26 protein-coding genes are annotated in these 22,435 nt (G+C 66.2%); 18 read left to right on the top strand and 8 right to left on the bottom strand.

The features are described from left to right. The first annotated feature begins 15 nt into the window (after window positions 1-15). Both VFH65_RS23985 and VFH65_RS23980 read left to right on the top strand, forming a co-directional pair. Entirely contained in the window at window positions 16-171 is a 156-nt protein-coding gene (locus VFH65_RS23985; protein WP_353324846.1) for a hypothetical protein, read from the top strand. A gap of 19 nt (window positions 172-190) precedes the next feature. After that, the gene (locus VFH65_RS23980) at window positions 191-445 is read left to right on the top strand and encodes a hypothetical protein (protein WP_353324845.1); all 255 of its coding nucleotides are present in this window, start codon (window positions 191-193) and stop codon (window positions 443-445) included. 3 nt (window positions 446-448) lie between these two features. On the opposite strand, the gene VFH65_RS23975 is transcribed toward VFH65_RS23980, so the two are convergent. After that, window positions 449-1,108, bottom strand: coding sequence for an amino acid-binding protein (locus tag VFH65_RS23975; protein ID WP_353324843.1), 660 nt, complete (start codon window positions 1,106-1,108; stop codon window positions 449-451). Between the two features lie 90 nt (window positions 1,109-1,198). Here VFH65_RS23975 and gatC point away from each other — a divergent pair, with 90 nt between their 5' ends. Genes gatC through VFH65_RS23960 form a run of 3 tightly spaced genes read left to right on the top strand, consistent with a single transcriptional unit; the run spans window position 1,199 to window position 4,028 of the window. After that, a complete protein-coding gene (gatC, locus tag VFH65_RS23970; protein WP_353324841.1) occupies window positions 1,199-1,498 on the top strand; it encodes an Asp-tRNA(Asn)/Glu-tRNA(Gln) amidotransferase subunit GatC in 300 nt (99 codons plus the stop codon). After that, the gene (gatA, locus tag VFH65_RS23965; protein WP_353324839.1) at window positions 1,495-2,979 is read left to right on the top strand and encodes an Asp-tRNA(Asn)/Glu-tRNA(Gln) amidotransferase subunit GatA; all 1,485 of its coding nucleotides are present in this window, start codon (window positions 1,495-1,497) and stop codon (window positions 2,977-2,979) included. Before gatC ends, gatA begins: the two co-directional genes overlap by 4 nt. A gap of 17 nt (window positions 2,980-2,996) precedes the next feature. Next, a complete protein-coding gene (locus VFH65_RS23960) occupies window positions 2,997-4,028 on the top strand; it encodes an ATP-dependent 6-phosphofructokinase (protein WP_353324838.1) in 1,032 nt (343 codons plus the stop codon). Between the two features lie 20 nt (window positions 4,029-4,048). On the opposite strand, the gene VFH65_RS23955 is transcribed toward VFH65_RS23960, so the two are convergent. Continuing rightward, entirely contained in the window at window positions 4,049-4,744 is a 696-nt protein-coding gene (locus VFH65_RS23955) for an NAD(P)-dependent oxidoreductase (RefSeq protein ID WP_353324836.1), read from the bottom strand. A gap of 74 nt (window positions 4,745-4,818) precedes the next feature. Between VFH65_RS23955 and VFH65_RS23950 the strand changes: the two genes are divergently transcribed. Both VFH65_RS23950 and gatB read left to right on the top strand, forming a co-directional pair. After that, window positions 4,819-5,292, top strand: coding sequence for a MarR family winged helix-turn-helix transcriptional regulator (locus tag VFH65_RS23950; protein WP_353324834.1), 474 nt, complete (start codon window positions 4,819-4,821; stop codon window positions 5,290-5,292). Window positions 5,293-5,316: 24 nt separating this feature from the next. Continuing rightward, window positions 5,317-6,831, top strand: coding sequence for an Asp-tRNA(Asn)/Glu-tRNA(Gln) amidotransferase subunit GatB (gene gatB / locus VFH65_RS23945; protein WP_353324833.1), 1,515 nt, complete (start codon window positions 5,317-5,319; stop codon window positions 6,829-6,831). Here gatB and VFH65_RS23940 read toward each other — a convergent pair. Then, entirely contained in the window at window positions 6,828-7,448 is a 621-nt protein-coding gene (locus tag VFH65_RS23940; RefSeq protein ID WP_353324831.1) for a TetR/AcrR family transcriptional regulator, read from the bottom strand. The genes gatB and VFH65_RS23940 overlap by 4 nt on opposite strands. Window positions 7,449-7,535: 87 nt before the next feature. Between VFH65_RS23940 and VFH65_RS23935 the strand changes: the two genes are divergently transcribed. Next, on the top strand, window positions 7,536-8,276 hold the full coding sequence (locus VFH65_RS23935) for an SDR family NAD(P)-dependent oxidoreductase (protein WP_353324829.1): 741 nt from the start codon (window positions 7,536-7,538) through the stop codon (window positions 8,274-8,276). A 5-nt stretch (window positions 8,277-8,281) separates the two neighbouring features. Next, on the top strand, window positions 8,282-8,599 hold the full coding sequence (locus tag VFH65_RS23930) for a DMT family transporter (protein WP_353324828.1): 318 nt from the start codon (window positions 8,282-8,284) through the stop codon (window positions 8,597-8,599). 35 nt (window positions 8,600-8,634) lie between these two features. Here VFH65_RS23930 and VFH65_RS23925 read toward each other — a convergent pair whose 3' ends face one another. Continuing rightward, window positions 8,635-9,756 (bottom strand): PQQ-dependent sugar dehydrogenase, encoded by a 1,122-nt coding sequence (locus VFH65_RS23925; protein WP_353324826.1) that lies wholly within the window; start codon window positions 9,754-9,756, stop codon window positions 8,635-8,637. Between the two features lie 138 nt (window positions 9,757-9,894). Between VFH65_RS23925 and VFH65_RS23920 the strand changes: the two genes are divergently transcribed. After that, window positions 9,895-10,722, top strand: coding sequence for a DoxX family protein (locus VFH65_RS23920; RefSeq protein WP_353324825.1), 828 nt, complete (start codon window positions 9,895-9,897; stop codon window positions 10,720-10,722). A 14-nt stretch (window positions 10,723-10,736) separates the two neighbouring features. Here the strand turns inward: VFH65_RS23920 and VFH65_RS23915 are convergent, their stop codons facing one another. Continuing rightward, on the bottom strand, window positions 10,737-11,087 hold the full coding sequence (locus VFH65_RS23915; protein ID WP_414688497.1) for a PH domain-containing protein: 351 nt from the start codon (window positions 11,085-11,087) through the stop codon (window positions 10,737-10,739). A 316-nt stretch (window positions 11,088-11,403) separates the two neighbouring features. Between VFH65_RS23915 and VFH65_RS23910 the strand changes: the two genes are divergently transcribed. Genes VFH65_RS23910 through ilvC form a run of 3 tightly spaced genes read left to right on the top strand, consistent with a single transcriptional unit; the run spans window position 11,404 to window position 14,836 of the window. Then, entirely contained in the window at window positions 11,404-13,269 is a 1,866-nt protein-coding gene (locus VFH65_RS23910) for an acetolactate synthase large subunit (protein WP_353324822.1), read from the top strand. After that, the gene (gene ilvN, locus VFH65_RS23905) at window positions 13,269-13,778 is read left to right on the top strand and encodes an acetolactate synthase small subunit (protein ID WP_353324821.1); all 510 of its coding nucleotides are present in this window, start codon (window positions 13,269-13,271) and stop codon (window positions 13,776-13,778) included. Before VFH65_RS23910 ends, ilvN begins: the two co-directional genes overlap by 1 nt. 56 nt (window positions 13,779-13,834) lie before the next feature. Beyond that, a complete protein-coding gene (ilvC, locus tag VFH65_RS23900) occupies window positions 13,835-14,836 on the top strand; it encodes a ketol-acid reductoisomerase (protein ID WP_353324939.1) in 1,002 nt (333 codons plus the stop codon). Window positions 14,837-14,897: 61 nt separating this feature from the next. Here ilvC and VFH65_RS23895 read toward each other — a convergent pair whose 3' ends face one another. Together VFH65_RS23895 and VFH65_RS23890 are read right to left on the bottom strand one after the other, a co-directional pair. Next, the gene (locus VFH65_RS23895) at window positions 14,898-16,331 is read right to left on the bottom strand and encodes a phytoene desaturase family protein (protein ID WP_353324819.1); all 1,434 of its coding nucleotides are present in this window, start codon (window positions 16,329-16,331) and stop codon (window positions 14,898-14,900) included. A 3-nt stretch (window positions 16,332-16,334) separates the two neighbouring features. After that, a complete protein-coding gene (locus tag VFH65_RS23890; RefSeq protein WP_353324817.1) occupies window positions 16,335-16,751 on the bottom strand; it encodes a DUF2628 domain-containing protein in 417 nt (138 codons plus the stop codon). A 76-nt stretch (window positions 16,752-16,827) separates the two neighbouring features. Here VFH65_RS23890 and serA point away from each other — a divergent pair, with 76 nt between their 5' ends. The 3 genes from serA to VFH65_RS23875 all read left to right on the top strand — a co-directional run bounded on the left by serA (window position 16,828) and on the right by VFH65_RS23875 (window position 20,013). Then, a complete protein-coding gene (gene serA, locus VFH65_RS23885) occupies window positions 16,828-18,414 on the top strand; it encodes a phosphoglycerate dehydrogenase (RefSeq protein ID WP_353324816.1) in 1,587 nt (528 codons plus the stop codon). Next, complete coding sequence (locus tag VFH65_RS23880; RefSeq protein WP_353324814.1) at window positions 18,411-19,421, top strand: 3-isopropylmalate dehydrogenase; 1,011 nt, start codon at window positions 18,411-18,413, stop codon at window positions 19,419-19,421. Before serA ends, VFH65_RS23880 begins: the two co-directional genes overlap by 4 nt. 73 nt (window positions 19,422-19,494) lie before the next feature. After that, on the top strand, window positions 19,495-20,013 hold the full coding sequence (locus tag VFH65_RS23875) for a hypothetical protein (protein WP_353324937.1): 519 nt from the start codon (window positions 19,495-19,497) through the stop codon (window positions 20,011-20,013). Window positions 20,014-20,024: 11 nt separating this feature from the next. Here VFH65_RS23875 and VFH65_RS23870 read toward each other — a convergent pair whose 3' ends face one another. Next, window positions 20,025-21,209, bottom strand: a complete 1,185-nt coding sequence (locus VFH65_RS23870) for an MFS transporter (protein ID WP_353324813.1) — start codon at window positions 21,207-21,209, stop codon at window positions 20,025-20,027. A gap of 106 nt (window positions 21,210-21,315) precedes the next feature. On the opposite strand from VFH65_RS23870, the gene VFH65_RS23865 reads away from it, so the two are divergent. Together VFH65_RS23865 and VFH65_RS23860 are read left to right on the top strand one after the other, a co-directional pair. Then, complete coding sequence (locus VFH65_RS23865; protein ID WP_353324811.1) at window positions 21,316-22,104, top strand: fumarylacetoacetate hydrolase family protein; 789 nt, start codon at window positions 21,316-21,318, stop codon at window positions 22,102-22,104. Continuing rightward, window positions 22,101-22,435: glutamate--tRNA ligase family protein (locus tag VFH65_RS23860; protein ID WP_353324808.1), on the top strand; the 335-nt coding region annotated here is incomplete at its 3' end. The genes VFH65_RS23865 and VFH65_RS23860, both read left to right, overlap by 4 nt.

Below are 22,435 nucleotides of genomic sequence, written 5' to 3'. Positions count from 1 at the left end.
CGCATCGGGTCCGATGTGCTCAATCCGGTTGGGGCAGACCGGCTACCGCAGGGCGGTCAGCCCGTCCTCGGTGATATCAGCGAATTGGTGCTGCTGATGGACGGCGGCGGCAAGGCCGTCGAACTCGGTCGGTGTTTGTCGACATCCGGAGCAGGGAACCCCGTCGGATAACCGAGTTAGGGAGTGTGTGATGGCGATCTGCGATACCTGCGGCAACCACTACGACAAGGCGTTCACGGTGACATGGCCCGATGGCCGCAGCGCGACATTCGACAGCGTGGAGTGCGCGGCCGTCCAGTTAGCGCCGGAGTGCGCGCACTGTGGATGCCGGATTCTCGGCCATGGAGTTGAGACACCGGATGCGATCTTCTGCTGCGCGCACTGCGCCCGCAAAGACACCAATGCCGATGTCAACGACCGCTTCCCGGTGCCGGCTGGTGGCTAAAGCTCAGCTCAGAATCGTCGCGACGATCCCAGCCAGGTAGCCAAGCCTCGCCACCTCCGACGGCCGGAAGGCAGGTCCGCCCGGTCTGCCCAACACGACGGCAGTGCGAGGTCCACCAAGCGGTGCCGCAGCAAGCGTCGTGTCCATGTCGCGCCACACCTGTGGTACCCAATCGGCGGTGGCGTCCAGCGCTTCGGCGTGGTCGAGCGGTAGCCACGGCGTTTCGGCCGCCTGGGTTTCCGGAGCTCCCGGACTGCCGACGACGCGTTTGGGCCCAGAATCAGTCAGCTCGACCACGGTGCACCATCCGACGCGCAGCACGCGCGGGGCCTCGTCGACAAGGACCTGCAGTTGCTTGGGCTTCCCGTCGGCCGCCGCGATGTGATCGATCAGCTCGAGTTCCCGGTGGGCTTCGAGCAGCCCGGTGTGCGGGCGGATCGTGTCGACATACACGCCATTGAGATGCTCGGCGGCCGTGATCAGCATGTCCGGCATCGCGCCTGCCGGCAGTTCGACCACGAGATCATCGACTGCATACCCCGATGCGCGTTCGACCACGTCGAGGGACAAGATGTCGGCGCCCACCGACCCGAGAGCCACGGCCAATGAGCCGAGACTGCCTGGCCGATCCTCTAGCTGGACCCGCAGCAGATACGAAGGCACGCGCAACACTGTTTCACAGGGCGTGCTGCTGAGCATTCCGGGAAGGTGGCGCGAGAGGTGCGGCGGCGGCGGTGACTAGGCTTGCACCTCGTGTCGCAGATCTCCCGAGACGAGGTTGCCCATCTGGCGCGACTGGCCCGCCTCGCCCTGAGCGAGGACGAGCTGGACAGCTTCGCCGGCCAGTTGGACGCCATCCTCGAACACGTCAGCCAGATCCAGGCCGTCGACGTCACCGGCGTCGACCCGACCGGAAACCCGCTGACGGAGGTCAACGTCTTTCGCCCTGATGACGTCGTGCCCAGCCTGGCCCAGGACGAAGCGCTCGCTCAGGCGCCAAAGGCGGTCGACGGCAGATTCGGCGTCCCACGGATCCTGGGAGAAGTCGAATGAGCAGCGAACTGGTCCGGCTCGACGCCGCGACGCTGGGCGCCAAGATCTCCGCCAAGGAGGTCTCCTCGACGGAGGCCACCCAGGCGTGCCTCGATCAGATCGCCGAGACCGACGAGAAATACCACGCGTTTCTGCACGTAGCGGGTGACAACGCGTTGGCAGAAGCGGCCAGGATCGACGCCGCCGTCGCGGCAGGCGACGACCTGCCGTCGCCGCTGGCGGGTGTGCCGCTGGCGCTCAAGGACGTATTCGCCACCACCGACATGCCGACCACCTGCGGGTCGAAGATCCTCGAGGGCTGGACGTCGCCGTACGACGCCACCGTCACCGCACGGTTGCGCGCGGCCGGCATCCCGATCCTGGGCAAGACGAACATGGACGAGTTCGCGATGGGCTCGTCTACCGAGAACTCCGCCTACGGGCCGACCCGCAACCCCTGGAACGTCGACCGCGTGCCAGGCGGATCGGGCGGCGGTAGCGCGGCAGCCCTCGCGGCATTCCAGGCGCCGCTGGCCATCGGCACCGACACCGGTGGGTCGATCCGCCAGCCGGCCGCGCTGACGGCGACCGTCGGAGTGAAGCCCACCTACGGCACGGTGTCGCGGTACGGGTTGATCGCGTGCGCCTCGTCGCTGGACCAAGGCGGTCCGTGCGCCCGCACGGTGCTCGACACCGCGATGCTGCACCAGGTGATCGCCGGGCACGACCCGAAGGACTCCACCTCCGTCGAGGCCGAGGTGCCCGACGTGGTCTCCGCCGCTAGAGAAGGTGCCTCCGGCGACTTGAAGGGCGTGAAGATCGGCGTGGTCAAGCAGTTGCGCGGCGACGGCTACCAGGATGGCGTGCTTGCGTCGTTCAACGCCGCGGTCGAGCAGCTGACTGCGCTTGGCGCGGAAGTCAGCGAGGTCGACTGCCCGCACTTCGACTTCTCGCTGCCGGCGTACTACCTGATCCTGCCGTCAGAGGTCTCGTCGAACCTGGCGCGCTTCGACGGCATGCGGTACGGCGTGCGCGTCGGCGATGACGGCACGCACAGCGCCGAAGAGGTGATGGCGTTGACCCGCGCCGCTGGCTTCGGCCCAGAAGTCAAGCGCCGCATCATGATTGGGACGTACGCACTGTCGGCGGGCTACTACGACGCCTACTACAACCAGGCACAGAGGGTGCGCACGCTGATCGCCCACGACCTCGACGAGGCGTACAAGAAGGTCGACGTGCTGGTGTCGCCTGCGACGCCGACCACCGCCTTCGCGCTGGGGGAGAAGGTCGACGATCCGCTGGCGATGTACCTGTTCGACCTGTGCACGCTGCCGCTGAATCTGGCCGGCCATTGCGGGATGTCGGTGCCCTCGGGCCTGTCGCCCGACGACAACCTGCCCGTCGGCCTGCAGATCATGGCCCCGGCGCTGGCGGACGACCGGCTGTACCGGGTGGGCGCCGCATACGAGATTGCGCGAGGTCCGCTGCCGACTGCGCTGTAACGGGGGAGGATGGGTGCATGCGGATCGGAACACTTACCGGCGGCGGCGACTGTCCTGGGCTGAACGCGGTGATCCGTGCAATCGTGCGGACCTGCGACGTGCGATACGGCTCATCGGTCGTCGGATTCCAGGACGGCTGGCGTGGACTGCTGGAGAACCGCCGCGTCCACTTGGCCAACGATGACCGCAATGACCGGCTGCTCGCCAAGGGCGGAACCATGCTGGGTACCGCTCGGGTTCACCCGGAGAAGCTGCGCGCCGGGCTCGACCAGATCAAGCAGACGCTGGACGACAACGGCATCGACGTGCTGATCCCGATCGGTGGCGAAGGCACGCTCACGGCCGCGCACTGGCTGTCCGAGGAGAACGTCCCGGTTGTCGGGGTTCCCAAGACGATCGACAACGACATCGATTGCACCGACGTGACATTCGGGCATGACACTGCGCTGATGGTCGCCAGCGAGGCCATCGACCGGTTGCACAGCACCGCCGAATCCCATCAGCGAGTGATGCTGGTCGAGGTGATGGGCCGCCACGCGGGGTGGATCGCGTTGAATGCCGGCCTGGCATCGGGCGCCCATATGACGCTGATCCCCGAGCAGCCGTACGACGTCGAAGAGGTGTGCCGGCTGATCAAACAGCGCTTCGTGCGCGGCGATTCACACTTCATCTGCGTGGTGGCCGAAGGTGCGAAGCCCGCTGAGGGCACGATGCAGCTTCGTCAAGGCGGAATCGACGAGTTCGGGCACGAGAAGTTCACCGGGGTCGCGCAGCAGCTGGGCCTCGAGGTGGAGAAGCGGATCAATAAGGAAGTGCGGGTCACCGTGCTGGGGCACGTGCAGCGCGGCGGCACACCGACGCCGTTCGATCGGGTGCTCGCCACCCGCTTCGGGGTGAACGCCGCCGACGCCGCGCACGCCGGTGAGTACGGGATGATGGTGTCGTTGCGGGGCCAGGAGATTGGCCGCGTGGCGCTGGCCGACGCGGTGCGTCAGCTGAAGCTGGTGCCGCAAAGCCGGTACGACGACGCCGCTGAATTCTTCGGCTGAGTTCGTCTCGCGCTAATGCGTTAGGCGCTCTTGAACGCTTCGCGACGGACCATCTGCCACATCGTGGGCGTGTTCTCGGTGGTGGACACGACGACCGTCTTGCCGGCGGCCGAGGAATCGCCGGCGAGCTTGGTCATATAGTCCGCCAGGTCGATCCGGGCTGTGAAACCTCCGATCGGATCAACTTCTCCTGCAACGTAATTCGTCGGTTCGGGCAGGTCGAACAGGCCCGACGGCCGCACGATCGTCCAGTCCACGCCACTATCGCGCACGATCGTCTCCATACGGCGCTGATCGTCGTAGGTGGTCTTGCCGATTGTGCGGGTGATCACCGGCTCGACGATCCGCAACGCGAAGGGCGTGTCCACTCGGTTGGGGTAGTGGTAGGCGCCCGTCGAGCTCACCACCACCAGTCGCCGGACCGCCGTCTTTCGCATCGCGGCGACGACGTTGCGGATGCCGGCCGAGTACGTGTCGATGGCGCGCACACTGAACGGCACCCCCAACGTCGACAGCACGGCGTCGGCTCCGTCGACCACCGACACCAACGACGACGCGTCCCGCACATCGGCACCACCTACCACCAACCGGGCATCGGCGAACGGGAAGCCGTCCGGATTACGAGTGACGGCCACCGCGGTGTGGCCGGCGTCGAGCACCCGACGGGTGAGCAGCCTGCCGGTCTGCCCGTTGGCTCCGAAGATGACAATCCGCATGGCGACTCCTTAATAGTCACTGTCCGTGACTATCACCATAGGTGATCATCACTTGAAGTGCTAATGTCGCTGCTGTGAGTGACCGTCCCACCGGCATCGCGGAGTTGCACCGACGAATTCCCTTCTTGCTCTCCCAGCTCGGTGTGTATCTGGCCGACGACTTCGTGCATCGGTTGGAGCCGTTCGGCGTCGGTCCGCGGACGTACGCGGTCCTGATGGCGCTGATCAGCGACGACGGGCAGTCTCAGCGGCAGTTGTCGGAACGGCTCGGGATCCACCGCAACGTGATGGTGACCGTCGTCGACAACCTCGAGCGTCAAGCCCTGGTGACACGGCTTCCTCATCCCGAGGATCGCCGAGCCTTTGCGGTGACGCTGACCGACAAGGCCCGCGAGCTATTGCCAAACCTGGACGCGCAGGGCAGGTCGCAGGAGAAAGAGATCACCGCGGCGCTGTCGGCCGACGAACGAGCGGCACTTCTAGAGCTGTTACAGCGGATGGCCGTCACGGTCGGCCTGATCCCGGGCGTGCACCCGAAGTTGGTGTAGAACCCCGCCACTAGGATCGGGGCCATGACTGTCGCGGCCAGCTCTTCTCGAGCCGAACTGATCGACTACGACGACGTCGTGGCGCGCTATGAGCCGGTGCTCGGCCTGGAAGTGCATGTCGAGCTGTCCACCGCCACCAAGATGTTCTGTGGCTGCGCCAACAAGTTCGGCGCCGAACCCAACACCCAGGTGTGCCCGGTGTGTCTGGGGTTGCCCGGGGCGCTGCCGGTGCTCAATCAGACCGCGGTGGAGTCGGCGATTCGCATCGGGTTGGCGCTCGGTTGCGAGATCGTGCCGTGGTGCCGGTTCGCCAGGAAGAACTACTTCTACCCGGACATGCCGAAGAACTACCAGATCTCCCAGTATGACGAGCCGATCGCGATCAACGGCCACCTCGACGTCCCGCTCGACGACGGCACCACCTGGCGAGTGGAGATCGAGCGTGCGCACATGGAAGAGGACACCGGCAAGCTGACCCACTTGGGCAGCGACACCGGCCGCATCGAAGGCGCGACCACGTCGCTGATCGACTACAACCGCTCTGGCGTGCCGTTGATCGAGATCGTCACAAAGCCGATCGAGGGCACCGGCGCACGTGCACCCGAGATTGCCCGCGCGTATGTCACTGCGCTGCGGGATCTGTTGCGCGCGTTGGGCGTTTCCGACGTGCGGATGGACCAGGGGTCGATGCGCTGCGATGCCAACATCTCGCTAAAGCCGGCAGGCCAGAAAGAGTTCGGCACCCGAACCGAGACCAAGAACGTGAATTCGCTCAAGAGCGTCGAGGTTGCAATTCGCTACGAAATGCGCCGCCAGGCAGCGGTTCTCGAGGCAGGCGGCCGGGTACACCAAGAGACCCGGCACTTCCACGAGGACGGCTACACCTCGCCGGGCCGCAGTAAAGAGACTGCAGAGGATTACCGGTATTTCCCCGAGCCGGACCTGGAGCCGGTGGCGGCGGCCGGCGAACTGGTCGAACGGCTGCGCCAGACGATTCCCGAGTTCCCGTGGCTGCGCCGCAAGACAATTCAGCAGGAGTGGGGCATCTCCGACGAGGTCATGCGCGACCTTGTCAACAATGGCGCCATCGATCTCGTTGCCGCCACCGTCGAACACGGCGCGTCCAGCGAGGGCGCCCGCGCGTGGTGGGGAAACTTCTTGGTGCAGAAGGCCAACGAAGTCCGAGTGGCCGTGTCCGACTTGCCGATCACCCCGGCTCAGGTCGCTGCGGTGCTCAAGCTCGTCGACGACGGCAAGCTGTCCACCAAGCTGGCCCGGCAGGTGGTCGAGGGTGTACTGGCCGGCGAGGGTGAACCTGAACAGGTGATGACCGACCGCGGTCTCGCGGTGGTTCGCGACGACTCGCTGATCCAGGCCGCTGTCGATGAGGCGCTGGCCGCCAATCCCGACATCGCGGACAAGATCCGCGGCGGAAAGGTCCAAGCGGCCGGCGCGATCGTCGGCGCGGTGATGAAAGCGACCAAGGGTCAGGCCGACGCCGCGCGAGTGCGCGAATTGGTCTTGGCCGCCTGCAGTTAACGGCGATCCGCGAGCCCATCCCACGCGGTGATGGCGGCTTCGGCGACCGCGGAAAGGGTCGATCGATCGGCGCCGTCGCGGGCCTGGATCGCCATGCCGTGGTTGACCGCGTTATAGAACGCGGCGATCGTCGCCGCGTCGGCGCCGGCTGGCACGTCACCGTCGTCGATCCCGCGCTCGATGCGTTTCCGGAAGTCGCGCTCGAGCGACATGCGCCAGTCGGCGAGGTGATCGTGCACCGCGCGGTTGCCTTCCGTGAACGTGGTCGCGGTGAGCACGATCATGCATCCCGTCGGTGTGCTGGGATCGGTGTACGCGATTGCGTTGCGGCGCAGCACCTCTGCGATTGCCTCGCGCGCGGTGGGTACGTCGCGCAATGCCGTGGCGATGTCAGCGCCTTCGATCTCGTTGTAGAGGGCGACCGCCTCGCGCAGCAGCTGCTCCTTGCACCCGAACGCGGCGTACAGGCTGGGGGAGCTGATGCCCATCGCCGCGGCGAGCTCGCTTATCGACGCGCCCTCATAGCCGCGTTCCCAGAACACGGTCATCGCCTGTCGCAGGGCGTCGGCCCGATCGAAGGCACGTGGCCTGCCGCGCATCGCCACGGTGCACCCCATTTCTGTATCGAACGACAGGAAACTCTTTGACGAGTGTAGCCTGGGGACGTAATTATGTATCGAACGACACAGAAATAGGAGGATGGCATGTCGGAACTGACAGGGAAGATGTCGCTGGTGACCGGCGCCAGCAGGGGGATCGGAGCCGCTATCGCGGTGAGGCTGGCCGAGCTGGGCTCGGACGTGGCGATCACCTATGCCCAGTCGAAGGAGCGAGCCGATGAGGTCGTCGACAAGATAAGCGCCCACGGCCGGCGCGGGCTGGCCATCAGAGCCGATAGCGCCGCCGCGGACGAAGTCGTGGCAGCCGTCGACCAGGTCGTCGACGAATTCGGCGGGCTCGACATCCTCGTCAACAACGCGGGTGTCTTTCCGTTCGGGCCGATCGAGGAGGTGTCACTCGACGAGGTCGACCGCACGCTGGGCATCCACGCCCGAGCGGTGTATCTGGCCAGCCAGGCCGCAGTGCGTCACATGCCTGACGGTGGACGGATCGTCAGTATCGGAAGCAATCTCGCTGAGCGCGTGCCGTTTCCGGGTGTCACCCTCTATTCGATGAGCAAGTCCGCGCTGATCGGATTCACCAAAGGGCTGGCCCGTGATCTCGGTGAGCGCGGAATCACCGTCAACCTGGTGCAGCCCGGCTCCACCGACACCGACATGAATCCCGCCGACGGGCCAACGGCAGACGGACAGCGCGCGCTGAGCGCGTTGGGCAGATATGCGAAGGCGGCCGACATCGCGGATGCCGTGGCGTTCCTCAGCGGCCCGGGCGGCCGTAGCATCACCGGGTCATTGCTCACCGTCGACGGCGGCACGAATGCGTGATCACCATGCCCTGGCTCATTCTGATCGCCGCGGGCCTGCTCGAAATCGTCTGGGCGACAGCGCTCAAGCAGTCTGACGGGTTCACCCGTCCGTGGCCCAGCATCATCGGCGTGGCCGGTGCCTTATTGAGTTTCGTGCTGCTGGCCGTGGCGCTGCGACACCTGCCCGCCGGCACCGGGTATGCCGTCTGGGTCGGAATCGGAGCGGTGGGCGTCTCTATTGCCGGCATCATCGCGTTCGGTGAGGCCGTCAGCGTGGCGCGGGTGCTGTTTCTGTCGATCATCGTCGTCGGCATCGTGGGGTTACGCATTGTCGAAGGCTGACTGCAACGCGTTCGCGGCGCGAAATCCGTTGAGCGTCAGGTGTTGTCGGCGTTGCTGCGCGGGAAGCCGCCGCCCTGCGGGAACAGTGGGAAGACGACGTCATCGAGCTTCTCGGCGTCGCCGGACGTCTTGTTGACGGTGGCGCCCCAGACGTTGCCGTCGGGCGAGAGCTGCAGCGCCCAGGCATGACCGTGCTGGTCCTGACGCAGCACCTCCGGCTCGCCGGTGACGGCGCCGGTGTCGGGGGCAAGCCGGACGGCGACGGTCTGCTTGGTATTGACCAGGTTCACGAGCACGGTGCCGTCCAGCGCGGCGCAGCCGGCCACCCCGGGACGGTCGGGCCAGGTCCACACCGTGGACACCTTGGAGTCCTTGGTGATGCGCTGCAGCCGGTCGGCGGTGGGGGTGCGGTCGGTGATGTAGAGCGAGTCGTCGGACGGATCGATGCACATGCCGCCACCGCCGCCCATCCCGCTCAGCGCGGTGGTCGGCGGCGCCGGGTTCACCGTCGTGGGCTGCTCGAGGCGCAGCACCTTGCCCGCCAGCGAACCGGGATCGGCGGCCTGCGCCGGGTTGCCCGCATCGCCGGTCTGGACCACCAGCGTGGTGGGGCTGGTGAAAATCAACGCCCCCATGTTGCCGGTGGCGCCCTTCGGGATGCCGGTCAGGATCGGCTTCACGATGTCGCCGTCGGCGATGCGGACGACCCGGTTGTCGCTCGGGGTGCTGATGTAGGCGTACATCAGCCGGTCCTGCGAATAGGTCGGCGACAACGTGATGTCCATCAAGCCGCCGTCGCCCGACGGGTCGACCGGAATAACCAACTTGACCTTGGGTTCCGCGCGCACCGAAACATCCTTGACCGCGCCGGTCGTCCGTTCGGCCACGAGTGCCGACTGGCTGTCGGGACCCATGATCAGCCCGCTGGTGCTCTCCAGGCAGCCCTGCATGACGCCGGGTGCGGGGCATGCCTTCGGAAACGGCTTCGGCGGCAGCGGCGGTGGGGGCGGCGGCGTCGAAGTGGGGCCGGGAGCGAGCTCGGGCTCGGTGGTGAAGGGCTGCGACTGCGCATCGTCGAAGCGTGCACATCCGGATCCGACCAGCAACGCCGCGCACAGCACGACGAGCACACCCCACATCGGCCGGCGCTGTCTCATGCAGGCCAGGTTACGGATTGTCCGGCGGTGCGCGCCACGCTCACCCCGTTGAAGCTGTGGCCAGCCTCGGCGAATAGTGCAACGAAAGCACCGCGCCAATCCTCGATTCGCGGGTAACTAGCACTTACTCTGGCAATCGTGACCAGTCATCCCCACGACCCGCTCGCCTGGCAGCGGCCCGACGACGCGGCTGGTCGGCCTGTGTCGGCAAGCCTGGTCGACCCCGAAGACGACCTTCCATCCTCGAACTACGCGGGTGATTTCGAAACCACCGCGATCCCGCGATACGACTCGAACAAATCGACAGAGCAGCCGGGTTTCGGGCTGATCAGCGATCCCGAGCCACTGCCCTACGTTCAGCCGGGCGGACGGCACTCCCTCTACGGCGCTGAGCCGACCGAGATCGAATCCGGCGAGGAAGAGCACGCGCGCGCAGCGGACCGGCGGGGCACGCAGGACCTCGGCCTGCTGGTGTTGCGCGTGGCCGTCGGCGCGCTACTGATCGCTCACGGCCTGCAGAAGGCGTTCGGCTGGTGGGGCGGTCCCGGCTTCGACGGCTGGAGAGAATCACTGACCGGCATGGGTTATCAGCACGCCGACATCCTGACCTACGTGGCGACTGCCGGTCAGATCGCCGCGGGAGTGCTGCTGGTGCTGGGCCTTTTCACCCCGCTGGCCGCCGCCGGCGCGCTGGCCTACCTGGTCAACGGTGTGCTGGCAGAAGCGATGGCCGCACACGAAGAGGCCAGGTTGTCGGACTTTCTCACCGACGGCCACGAGTACAAGGTCGTCCTGGTGTGCGTCGTAGCGGCGATCATCCTGATCGGCCCCGGCCGCTACGGTCTGGACGCCGGGCGGGGTTGGGCCCGACGGCCGTTCGTCGGCTCGTTCGCCGCCCTTGTAGTGGGCGTCGGCGCGGGAATCGCCATGTGGGTGCTGCTCAACGGCGGCAACCCGCTGGCCTGAGGATTGCCGGCCGCCTACGTGCGCCGGTCGTAGGGATTGGGCACGCGGCCCCCGCTGGCCTCTGTCAGCAGCGGCAGCGTCACGAACGTCACTGCAGGAAGTCGAAGTTCCCTGCCGTCCTTGAGTTGCGCGAACGCCCACGACCCTCGGCCAAAGCGCAGCCCGTCGATGTCGTCCCAGGCGACCGACTCGCTTCCCAACAGCGAGCGGGCGGTCACTGTGTCGCGGTCTGCAACCGTTCGATACCTAAATATCGATATCGACAACATGACCGGGATGATGAGCAGCAGCGCGACCCATGACGGCCCGGCAAGAACCAGTGCGAGCAGGCCTAGCGCGAAGAAACCGACCGCGAAATGCGCCATCGGCGATACCCGGATGACCACCGGGGCTGGCGGTGCGGCGTCGGATGCTGAGCTCACACCGCCATCCTTGCATTTGCGGGTGAGCCGACCGGAATTTGACCATTGACCAGTGCGGAGGCTACCGTCGACTGTTATGCACACCCCGGGATTGCTCGTAGTAATTGGGAAGCGCGTTGATGCCGCGCTTGCCCTCTGCCGGGCATAGCAACCAGCATCAACGCGCGACCCTCGTACAGCAGCCAGCTGACGGGGGTTTTTTCTTGCCCCAGCATCGATTTGAGACCCTAGAGAACACCACAGAGGTAAAGAGGACACCGTGAGCGCACCCACCACGCGACCACCGGAGCAGTCGGCGACTCCGCCAAACGGGGGACATGCCGCCAAGTCCGCGTCGAAAGCCGGCCAGGCACAACCGAAACGGGTTGCACCGCAACAACTCACCGGCGCGCAAGCGGTGATCCGGTCTCTTGAGGAACTCGACGTCGACGTCATCTTCGGCATCCCCGGCGGCGCCGTGTTGCCTGTCTACGACCCGCTTTTCGATTCCCAGAAGCTGCGTCACGTCCTGGTTCGTCATGAGCAGGGCGCGGGTCACGCCGCCAGCGGTTACGCGCACGCCACCGGCAAGGTCGGCGTGTGCATGGCGACGTCGGGTCCCGGTGCGACGAACTTGGTCACCCCGCTGGCCGATGCGCACATGGACTCCATCCCGGTGGTGGCGATCACCGGCCAGGTCGGTCGCGCGCTGATCGGCACCGACGCATTCCAGGAAGCCGATATCTCCGGCATCACGATGCCGATCACCAAGCACAATTTCTTGATCCGCGACGGCAACGACATTGCGCGGGTGATGGCCGAGGCGTTCCATATCGCAGCGTCGGGCAGGCCTGGTCCGGTGCTTGTCGACATCCCGAAGGACATCCTGCAGGGGCAGTGCACGTTCAGCTGGCCGCCGCAGATCGATCTGCCGGGCTACAAGCCCAACACCAAGCCGCACAGCCGCCAGGTCCGCGAGGCGGCCAAGCTCATCGCGGCCGCCCGCAAGCCGGTGCTCTACGTCGGCGGTGGGGTGATCCGCGGAGACGCGACCGAGCAACTCCTCGACCTCGCCGAGCTGACGGGGATCCCGGTCGTCACGACGCTGATGGCCCGCGGCGCGTTCCCGGACAGCCACCCGCAGAACATGGGCATGCCTGGCATGCACGGCACGGTCGCGGCGGTGGCCGCGCTGCAGCGCAGCGATCTGCTGATCGCGCTGGGCACCCGCTTCGACGATCGGGTGACAGGCAAGCTGGATTCCTTTGCGCCAGAAGCCAAGGTCATCCACGCCGACATCGACCCGGCTGAGATCGGCAAGAACCGCAACGCCGACGTGCCGATCGTCGGCGACGTCAAGGCCGTGATCACGGATCTGATCGAGGCATTGCGCCGTGACGGCACCATCGGCTCGATCAACATCGACAACTGGTGGGAGTACCTGCGCGGGGTGCAGTCGACATTCCCGCTGAGCTATGGACCGCAGAGCGACGGCAGTCTGTCCCCGGAGTACGTGATCGAAACGCTGGGCCGCATCGCCGGGCCTGACGCCGTCTACGTCGCCGGCGTGGGGCAGCACCAGATGTGGGCCGCGCAGTTCATCAAGTACGAGAACCCGCGAACATGGCTCAATTCCGGCGGCCTAGGCACCATGGGCTACGCCGTTCCTGCGGCGATGGGCGCCAAATTCGCCCGTCCCGAGGCCGAGGTGTGGGCCATCGACGGTGACGGCTGCTTCCAGATGACCAATCAGGAACTGGCCACCTGCGCCGTCGAGGGAGCGCCGATCAAGGTCGCCGTCATCAACAACGGCAACCTGGGCATGGTGCGGCAGTGGCAGACGCTGTTCTACGAAGAGCGCTACAGCCAAACGAATCTGGCAACACACTCGCATCGCATCCCGGACTTCGTGAAGCTGGCCGAGGCGCTCGGCTGCGTCGGATTGCGTTGTGAGCGTGCCGAAGACGTCGAAGACGTCATCAGGCAAGCGCGTGAGATCAACGACCGCCCGGTGGTGATCGACTTCATCGTCGGCGCCGACGCCCAGGTGTGGCCGATGGTGGCCGCAGGCACCAGCAACGACGAGATCCAGGCCGCACGCGGAATCCGCCCGCTGTTCGACGATCCGGAAGAAGGGCACGCCTGATGAGCACCATCAATACGCACACCCTCTCGGTGCTCGTCGAGGACAAACCCGGCGTGCTCGCCCGGGTGGCATCGCTGTTCTCCCGGCGCGGCTTCAACATCCAGTCGCTAGCCGTCGGCGCCACCGAGCAGAAGGACATGTCACGGATGACCATCGTGGTCAGCGTGGAGGACTCTCCGCTCGAGCAGATCACCAAGCAGCTCAACAAGCTGATCAACGTGATCAAGATCGTCGAGCAGGACGAGGAGAACTCCGTCGCCCGCGAGCTGGCCCTGATCAAGGTGCGCACCGACGCCAGCACCCGCAGTCAGGTCATCGAGGCGGTGAACCTGTTTCGCGCCAAGGTCGTTGATGTGTCGACGGAGTCACTGACCGTCGAGGCCACCGGAACGCCCGAGAAGCTGGAGGCCCTGCTGCGGGTGCTCGAGCCGTTCGGGATCCGTGAGCTCGTGCAGTCCGGAGTGGTGTCACTGTCGCGCGGGCCGCGCGGCATCGGCACCGTCAAGTAAGCCCCTATCAGTTGGAAGAGAAGGAAAAAGTCACTGTGGCTTCAAACAGCATTGAGATGTTCTATGACGACGACGCCGACCTGTCCATCATCCAGGGACGCAAAGTGGGTGTCATCGGCTATGGCAGCCAGGGCCATGCGCACTCATTGAGCCTGCGCGACTCCGGCGTTCAGGTGAAGGTGGGCCTCAAGGAGGGCTCGAAGTCTCGCGAGAAGGTCACCGAGCAGGGTCTCGAAGTGGACACCCCTGCTGAGGTCGCCAAGTGGGCGGACGTCATCATGCTGCTGGCCCCCGACACTGCCCAGGCCGACATTTTCTCCAACGACATCGAGCCGAATCTGAAAGACGGCGATGCGCTCTTCTTCGGACACGGCCTGAACATTCACTTCGATCTGATCAAGCCGCCGTCCAACGTCACCATCGGCATGGTGGCTCCGAAGGGCCCGGGCCACTTGGTACGCCGTCAGTTCGTCGATGGCAAGGGTGTGCCGTGTTTGGTTGCGGTCGAACAGGATCCGACCGGCGAGGGCCAGGCGCTGGTGCTGTCTTACGCCAAGGGCATCGGCGGCACCCGCGCCGGCGTCATCAAGACCACATTCAAGGACGAGACCGAAACCGACCTGTTCGGTGAGCAGGCCGTGCTGTGCGGCGGCACAGAGGAACTCATCAAGACCGGCTTCGAGGTAATGGTCGAGGCCGGTTACGCGCCCGAGCTGGCGTACTTCGAGGTGCTGCACGAGCTGAAGCTCATCGTCGACCTCATCTACGAGGGCGGTATCGCCCGGATGAACTACTCGGTGTCCGACACCGCGGAGTTCGGCGGCTACCTATCCGGGCCGCGGGTCATCGACGCCGGCACCAAGGAGCGGATGAGGCAGATCCTCTCCGAGATTCAGGACGGCAGCTTCGTCAAGAAGCTCGTCGCCAATGTCGAGGGCGGCAACAAGGAGCTCGAGCGGCTGCGCAAGGAGAACGCCGAGCATCCCATCGAGGTCACCGGCAAGAAGCTGCGCGACCTGATGAGCTGGGTCGACCGCCCCATCACCGAAACGGCTTAGTCAGTGCGATTTGTGGAGCCGCAGCCGCGCTGAGCGCCGGTGCGGCTCCACAAATCGCTGACTACGGCGAGAGGGTCGGCAGGTTTTTGATGCCGAACTCGCGGTGTAGCACGGTGCGGGCGGCGTAGTAGCCGGACATGCCGTGCACGCCGCCGCCCGGCGGTGTGGCCGACGAGCACAGGTATGCCTTGGGGATCGGCGTGCTCCACGGGTTGAGCCGCGGCGTGGGGCCTGCAAGTGCGTGGTACAGCGTATTGCCGCCGACGCCGATGTCACCCCCGACGAGGTTGGCGTTGTGGTCGGCCAGCCGCGCCGCCGGCACGCTACGGGCCGCCACCACGACGTCGCGAAAGCCGGGCGCGAACCGCTCGAAAATCCTTGTGACGGCCTCGGTTTGGTCGACGGGTGAACCCGACGGCACGTGAGCGTACGTCCACAGCGGTCGTCGTCCCTGTGGGTCGATTCGGCCCGGGTCGGCCAGGTGTGGCAACGCGGCGAGCACCATCGGCCATTCCGCGTGGCGACCAGCGGCGGCTTCCCGCTCGGCGTGCGCCATCTGCTCGCGGGTGCCGCCCATGTGCAGGGTCGGCGCATCGGCCAGTCGTGGATCCGTCCACGGAATCTCGCCGGACAGCACGAAGTCGACCTTGGCCACACCCGGCCCGAAGCGGTAGCGCCGCAAGGCCTTTGCATACCCTGGCGGCAGCTTGTCGCCGTAGATGGACAGCAGCGCAGTGGGCGCGGTGTCGTACAGCACGACGCCAACGGGAGGTGACGTGATCTCCTCGCCCGCCGTCACCGTGCCACCGTGTGCCCGTAGGTCGGCCATCAGCGCGTCGGGGATGGCTTGACTGCCGCCGACGGGTATCGGCCAACCCACGGTGTGGGCCAGCATGGCCAGCATCAGCCCCGCGCCAGCGGAAACCAGCGACGGCATCGTCGAAATCGTATGCGCCGCAACGCCGGTGAACAGCGCACGGCCGTCGACGCCGGACAGCGCACGCCAGGCGGGCGTGCCCTGCTCGAGCAACCGCAGACCTGCCAGGACGGCCGCTACGGGCCCGCGCGGAATCGAGCGCTTGTCGCCCAGCAGCAGATTGAGCACCGCGTCGTCACGTTCGACAAGCGGACCGAGCAGGCGCCGCCACGACGCGCCGTCGGACAGTTCGGCGCAGGTGCGGTCCAGGTCGTGGTAGCCGACCGCGGCGGATCGGCCAGGGAGCGGGTTGGCGTACGACACCTCCGGCACGTTGATCGTGACACCGCGCGCCGGCAGATCGAACTCCGCGAGGAACGGTGACGCCAGCGCCAACGGGTGCACCGCCGAACAGATGTCGTGCGAAACCCCGGAAAACTCGGGATCGGCGAGGGTGCGCGCGCCGCCGCCGAGGGTGGACTGGGCCTCGAATACCTGAACGGACAGGCCGGCCCTGGCGCAGATGACCGCAGCGGCCAGCCCGTTGGGGCCACTCCCGACGACGGTGATGTCTACCACCGGCTATGCCTTCGACGACCGACGGCTGAAACCCTCGAACGGGTTGAACGATCGGCTGCCCTTGGCGGCGTGCAGGTAGTAGGCATAGTTGGCGGTAGACATCACGACAGCGGCATAGGCGAACACCAGCACCCGCGACAAAATGTGGTCCGGGCCGTTGAACGCGACCAACACTCCGATGGCAATGGCCTCCGCCAGCAGCACAAGGCCTTTGCGCCACATGCCCTTCACGAAGTAGTAAACGGGCCCGAAGAAGAACGCCAGAAGATTCGTGGTGAGCCGCAGCTTCTTGCCGAACGAAAGCGCCTTGAAAGCCGCCTGCGACTGCGACGACGATCCCGGAAGTCCATAAGCATCGAAGAAGGTGAACCGCTGCTGCCAGACCTGCGGCAATTGATCCACGCGGTACGGCTCTGCCATGGGCCGGAAGTGTATCGGCCAACGCGTCCCCAACCTCCTGTTTGGAGGTGGAGGCAGCCCACTACGCTGTGTGGGCGTGAGTCTTCCCGTTGTACTGATCGCCGACAAACTGGCTGAATCCACCGTCGCCGCCCTCGGCGACCAGGTAGAAGTCCGCTGGGTCGACGGCCCCGACCGAGAAAAGCTACTGGCCGCCGTGCCCGAGGCCGATGCCCTCTTGGTGCGCTCGGCGACCACCGTCGACGCCGAGGTGCTGGCCGCTGCCCCCAAGCTCAAGATCGTCGCCCGCGCCGGCGTCGGCCTGGACAACGTCGACGTGGACGCCGCCACCGCTCGGGGCGTGCTCGTGGTCAACGCACCGACGTCGAACATCCACAGCGCCGCCGAGCATGCGGTCGCGCTGCTGCTGGCCGCCGCCAGGCAGATCGCGCCCGCCGACGCGTCGCTGCGTGAACGCACCTGGAAACGCTCGTCGTTCTCCGGCACCGAGATCTACGGCAAGACCGTCGGCGTCGTGGGCCTCGGCCGGATCGGGCAACTGGTTGCCCAGCGGCTGGCTGCGTTCGGCACCCACGTCGTGGCCTACGACCCGTATGTGTCGGCCGCACGCGCTGCGCAGATCGGCATCGAGCTACTGACGCTCGACGAGCTGCTGGCCCGCGCCGACTTCATCTCGGTTCACCTGCCCAAGACGCCGGAGACAGCCGGGCTGATCGGCAAGGAAGCACTGGCCAAGACGAAGCCCGGCGTGATCATCGTCAACGCCGCGCGTGGCGGGCTTGTCGACGAGGAGGCCCTCGCAGAGGCCATCAGAAGCGGGCACGTGCGTGGCGCGGGCATTGACGTCTTCGCCAAAGAGCCGGCGACCGATAGCCCACTGTTCGATCTGCCTCAGGTTGTCGTCACTCCGCACCTGGGCGCGTCGACCGCCGAAGCCCAGGACCGGGCGGGCACCGACGTCGCCGAAAGTGTGAGGCTCGCGCTGGCCGGAGAGTTCGTGCCCGACGCCGTCAACGTCGGCGGCGGGGTTGTCGGCGAAGAAGTTGCGCCGTGGCTCGACCTGGCCCGCAAGCTTGGCCTCCTCATCGGTGTGCTGTCCAGCGAGCTTCCGGTCTCATTGTCAGTGCAGGTCCGTGGCGAGCTCGCGTCCGAAGAGGTTGAGGTGCTTCGCCTTTCAGCGCTTCGCGGGTTGTTCTCCGCGGTCATCGAGGATCCGGTGACATTCGTGAACGCACCTGCACTGGCCGCCGAGCGCGGGGTGCAGGCCGACATCAGCACGGCCACCGAAAGTCCCAACCACCGCAGCGTGGTCGACGTTCGCGCGGTTTACTCCGACGGCTCGACCACTAACGTCGCCGGAACGCTGTCAGGTCCGCAGCTGGTGGAGAAGATCGTCCAAATCAACGGCCGCAACTTCGATCTGCGCGCCGAGGGCGTCTACCTGATCATCAACTACATCGACCAGCCGGGGACGCTCGGCAAGATCGGCACGCTGCTCGGCGGCGCCGACATCAATATCCATGCGGCTCAGCTCAGTGAGGATGCTGAGGGGCCGGGCGCGACGATCCTGCTGCGCATCGACCGCGGCGTCCCTGACGACGTCCGCGCCGTGATCGCCGAGTCCGTCGGCGCCAAACTGCTGGAAGTGGTGGATCTCTCGTGAGATTGGCGATCATCGCCGGAGACGGCATCGGCCCGGAAGTGGTGAGCGAGGCCGTCAAGGTGCTCGACGCGGTGCAGCCCGGCGTCGAGAAGACCAGCTACAACCTGGGTGCACGCCGCTACCACGAAACCGGCGAGGTGCTGCCCGACTCGGTGCTCGACGAACTGCGGGCACACGATGCGATCCTGCTCGGTGCGATCGGTGACCCGTCGGTGCCCAGCGGTCTGCTGGAACGTGGTCTGCTGCTTCGGATCCGGTTCGAGCTCGACCATCACATCAATCTGCGGCCGGGCAAGCTGTATCCGGGCGTCAACAGTCCGCTGGCAGGCAATCCAGACATCGACTTCGTCGTCGTGCGTGAAGGAACCGAGGGTCCCTACACCGGAACGGGGGGAGCGATCCGCGTTGGCACGCCCAACGAGATCGCCACCGAGGTCAGCGTCAACACCGCGTTCGGTGTGCGCCGCGTCGTGGCCGACGCGTTCCGCCGGGCGCAGCAGCGGCGCAAGCATTTGACGCTGGTGCACAAGAACAACGTGCTGACCTACGCCGGCGCGCTGTGGTGGCGCACCGTGCAGGAACTGGCGACGGAATTTCCCGACGTCGAGGTGGCCTACCAGCATGTGGACGCCGCCACCATCCACCTCGTCACGGATCCGGGCCGATTCGACGTCATCGTCACCGACAACCTGTTCGGCGACATCATCACCGATCTGGCCGCAGCGGTATGCGGCGGCATCGGCCTTGCGGCGAGCGGCAATATCGATGGCACACGGACGAATCCGTCGATGTTCGAACCCGTGCACGGCAGCGCACCCGACATCGCGGGACAGGGCATCGCCGATCCGACGGCGGCGATCATGTCCGTCGCGCTGCTGCTGTCCCACATCGGTGAGGACGACGCCGCTGCCCGCGTCGACAAGGCCGTCGAGCAGCACCTCGCCACACGCGGGGACCAGAAGCTGACCACGGCGCAGATCGGCGAGCGGATCGCCTCGGGCCTTTAGTCGTTCGGTGGCGACACTGCGGCGACAGTGCTGGCTGTTTGCCATCGGTTCGACGTTGTTCGCGATCGCCACGATGCCGGGGACGTCCGCAGTCTCCGGGGCCGGACTGACCAACCTGCTGTGCTTCATTGGCTCGTGGTTCTTCACCGCCGCGGGATGGATGCAGTTGGTGTTGTCCGGGCCTGCCCTGCGGATCGGGTGGCTCTCGGCAGCCACCCAATTCGCCGGTACGGTCCTGTTCAACATCAGCACCGGTGCCTCGTTGTGGGCGCATGCCGTCAGGCCGGAGCGGCACCTGGTATGGGCGCCAGACGCCATAGGGTCGCTGGCCTTTCTGGTGAGCGGGGCGCTTGGCGTCATTGCAGTGACCGCCGTTGTCGGGATCGTCGAGCTGAAATCCCTTGACTGGCAAGCAGAGTGGATCAACATGATCGGGTGCTTGGCCTTCGGGGTGTCGGCACTTGGAGCGTTCGTCACCGAGACGGGTGTGACCGAAGACGCGATGCTGGCCAATCTGGGGACCTTTGTCGGAGCGCTGTGCTTCCTCGCCGCGGCGCTCCTGGTACTGCCGCGACGAAACCGCCAGCAGTGATTATCGTCGAGTTACGGCCGCCGCGACTCGACAGGCACCAATGGCATTGCCGCGAGCGGAAATAGCGCGCACACCGCGAACGCGGCCGGATATCCGGCGACGCCGATTAACGCGCCGAACAGCGGCGGAGCGATTCCTGCGGTCAGTAGTTGGCTGGTGTTCTGGGTTCCCAGCGCCCGCCCGCTCCAGAACGGTCCCGCGATCTCGGCGATCGCGGTGAATGCTAAACCGTTGTCGGACACGGTGATCACTGAAGCGATCACCATCACTGCGACGCTGATCGGGGAGTTCAGCCAACCGGTCAGCGCCAGCAGCGCCATCGACGCGGCCGCTCCCAGCGCGATGGTGCGGATGGGCCGCATCCGAGAGCCGACGACGTCCGACCAGCGGCCCGCAGCGATGCGTCCGCCGGCGCCGAGCACCTGGGCAACCGTCACCATCGCTCCGGCCGATGCCGCCGACCAGCCACGGTCGCTCATCAGCCACACCAGCGTGAACGTCCACACCACGACCTGTGGAACGACGAGCAACACCGACACGGCGTGGATACGCCACAGCATCGCCGACCCTCGGTACGGGTTGGCCAGATCGTCGTCGGTGGCCTCGGCGCGCGGTGGCCGCGGCGGGTCGATCACCGCGACCGCGCACACGACCGCGGACACGGCACACACGATCGCGGGGAACAGCAGGGCCGCCGATACGCCGTGGGTTTCGGCCAGCTGCGGAATCACCAAGGCGCCCAACGCGACTCCCAGCGGTTGCGCGGTCTGGCGGATTCCCATCACCAATCCGCGCCGCTCGGGCGGGAACCATCCGACGACGAGGCGGCCGCTTGCCGTGTTGCTGCTGGCCGCCGCCATTCCTCCGAGCAGAAGGAACACACCGACGGCGATCAGCGACTGCGCAGACGCCGCCGCGAATGCCGCGGACGCGGTCAGCGCCGACCCCAGGGCCAGCACGATCCGCTCGCCGATCCGGTCGACGACGTATCCCCACGCGATCAGCGTGACAACCATGCCGAAGCTCGGCATCGACGACAGCAGACCGGCCTGCGCGAGATCCAGCCCGCGTTCACTGTGCAGGGTGGGGATGAGGAAGGCGGCACCGTTGATGAACACGTTGGCGCAAAGGGTCGTGCTCAGCGCGACGCCCAGCATCGACCAGCGCCGCAGCGTGCTGATCGATTCGACGGACACGCGCCCCATCGTGGCACAGCACGTCTCAGCATGCTGAACTTCTTTCTCAATCAGTGAGACGGGAGCGGCCCGCGGCCGCCACCACCACGGCCACTAGGCTTGACTCATGCGCCTTGGCCGAATCGCCAGTCCCGACGGGGTCGCCTTCGTCAGCATCGAAGGACCGACCGACGACCCGAACCAGGCAGTCGCGAAGGAGATCGCCGAACACCCCTTCGGAACGCCCACCTTCACCGGCAGGCAGTGGCCGCTGGCCGACGTGCGACTGCTGGCGCCGATCCTCGCCACCAAGGTGGTCTGCATTGGCAAGAACTACGCCGCCCACATCGAGGAGATGGGCGGCGGGTCGTTCTCGGACCCGGTCATCTTCATGAAGCCCAACACCGCGATCGTCGGACCCGGCGTGCCGATTCAGCTGCCGGCAGATGCCAATCCGGTGCATTTCGAGGGCGAACTGGCCGCCGTGATCGGCCGGCCGTGCAAGGACGTCCCTGCCGCGCGGGCAGCAGAGAACATCCTCGGTTACACGATCGCCAACGACGTCTCAGCGCGCGATCAACAGAAAAAGGATGGCCAATGGACTCGCGCCAAGGGCCATGACACGTTCTGCCCGATCGGGCCGTGGATCGTCACCGACGTCGACCCGGCCGACCTCGCACTGCGCACGGAGGTCAATGGTGAGGTCAAGCAGAACAGCCGGACGTCGTTGATGGTCCATGACATCGGTGCGATCGTCGAGTGGATTTCGGCGGTGATGACGCTGCTGCCCGGCGACCTGATCCTGACCGGCACGCCAGAGGGCGTCGGGCCGATCGAGGACGGCGACACCGTGAGCATCACCATCGATGGCATCGGGACGCTGACCAATCCCGTTTCGCGTAAAGGAAAGTCATGACGGTAAGAGTTCGGTTCTGCCCATCGCCAACGGGTACGCCGCACGTCGGTCTGATCCGCACCGCGTTGTTCAACTGGGCATATGCTCGCCACACTGGCGGAGCTTTCGTGTTCCGGTTGGAGGACACCGACGCCGAACGCGACAGCGAGGAAAGCTATCTCGCGCTGCTCGACGCGCTGAACTGGCTAGGCCTCAACTACGACGAGGGTCCCGACATCGGCGGGCCGTACGCCCCCTACCGTCAGTCCCAGCGCAGCGAGATCTATCGCGATGTCGTCGCGCGACTGCTGGACGCCGGCGAGGCGTACGAAGCGTTTTCGACGCCGGGGGA

The organism is Mycobacterium sp., from assembly GCF_035697385.1.
Classification (GTDB): domain Bacteria; phylum Actinomycetota; class Actinomycetes; order Mycobacteriales; family Mycobacteriaceae; genus Mycobacterium.
Note: the sequence above shows the minus strand (reverse complement) of the source record. Positions and strands in the feature narration are given on the sequence as shown.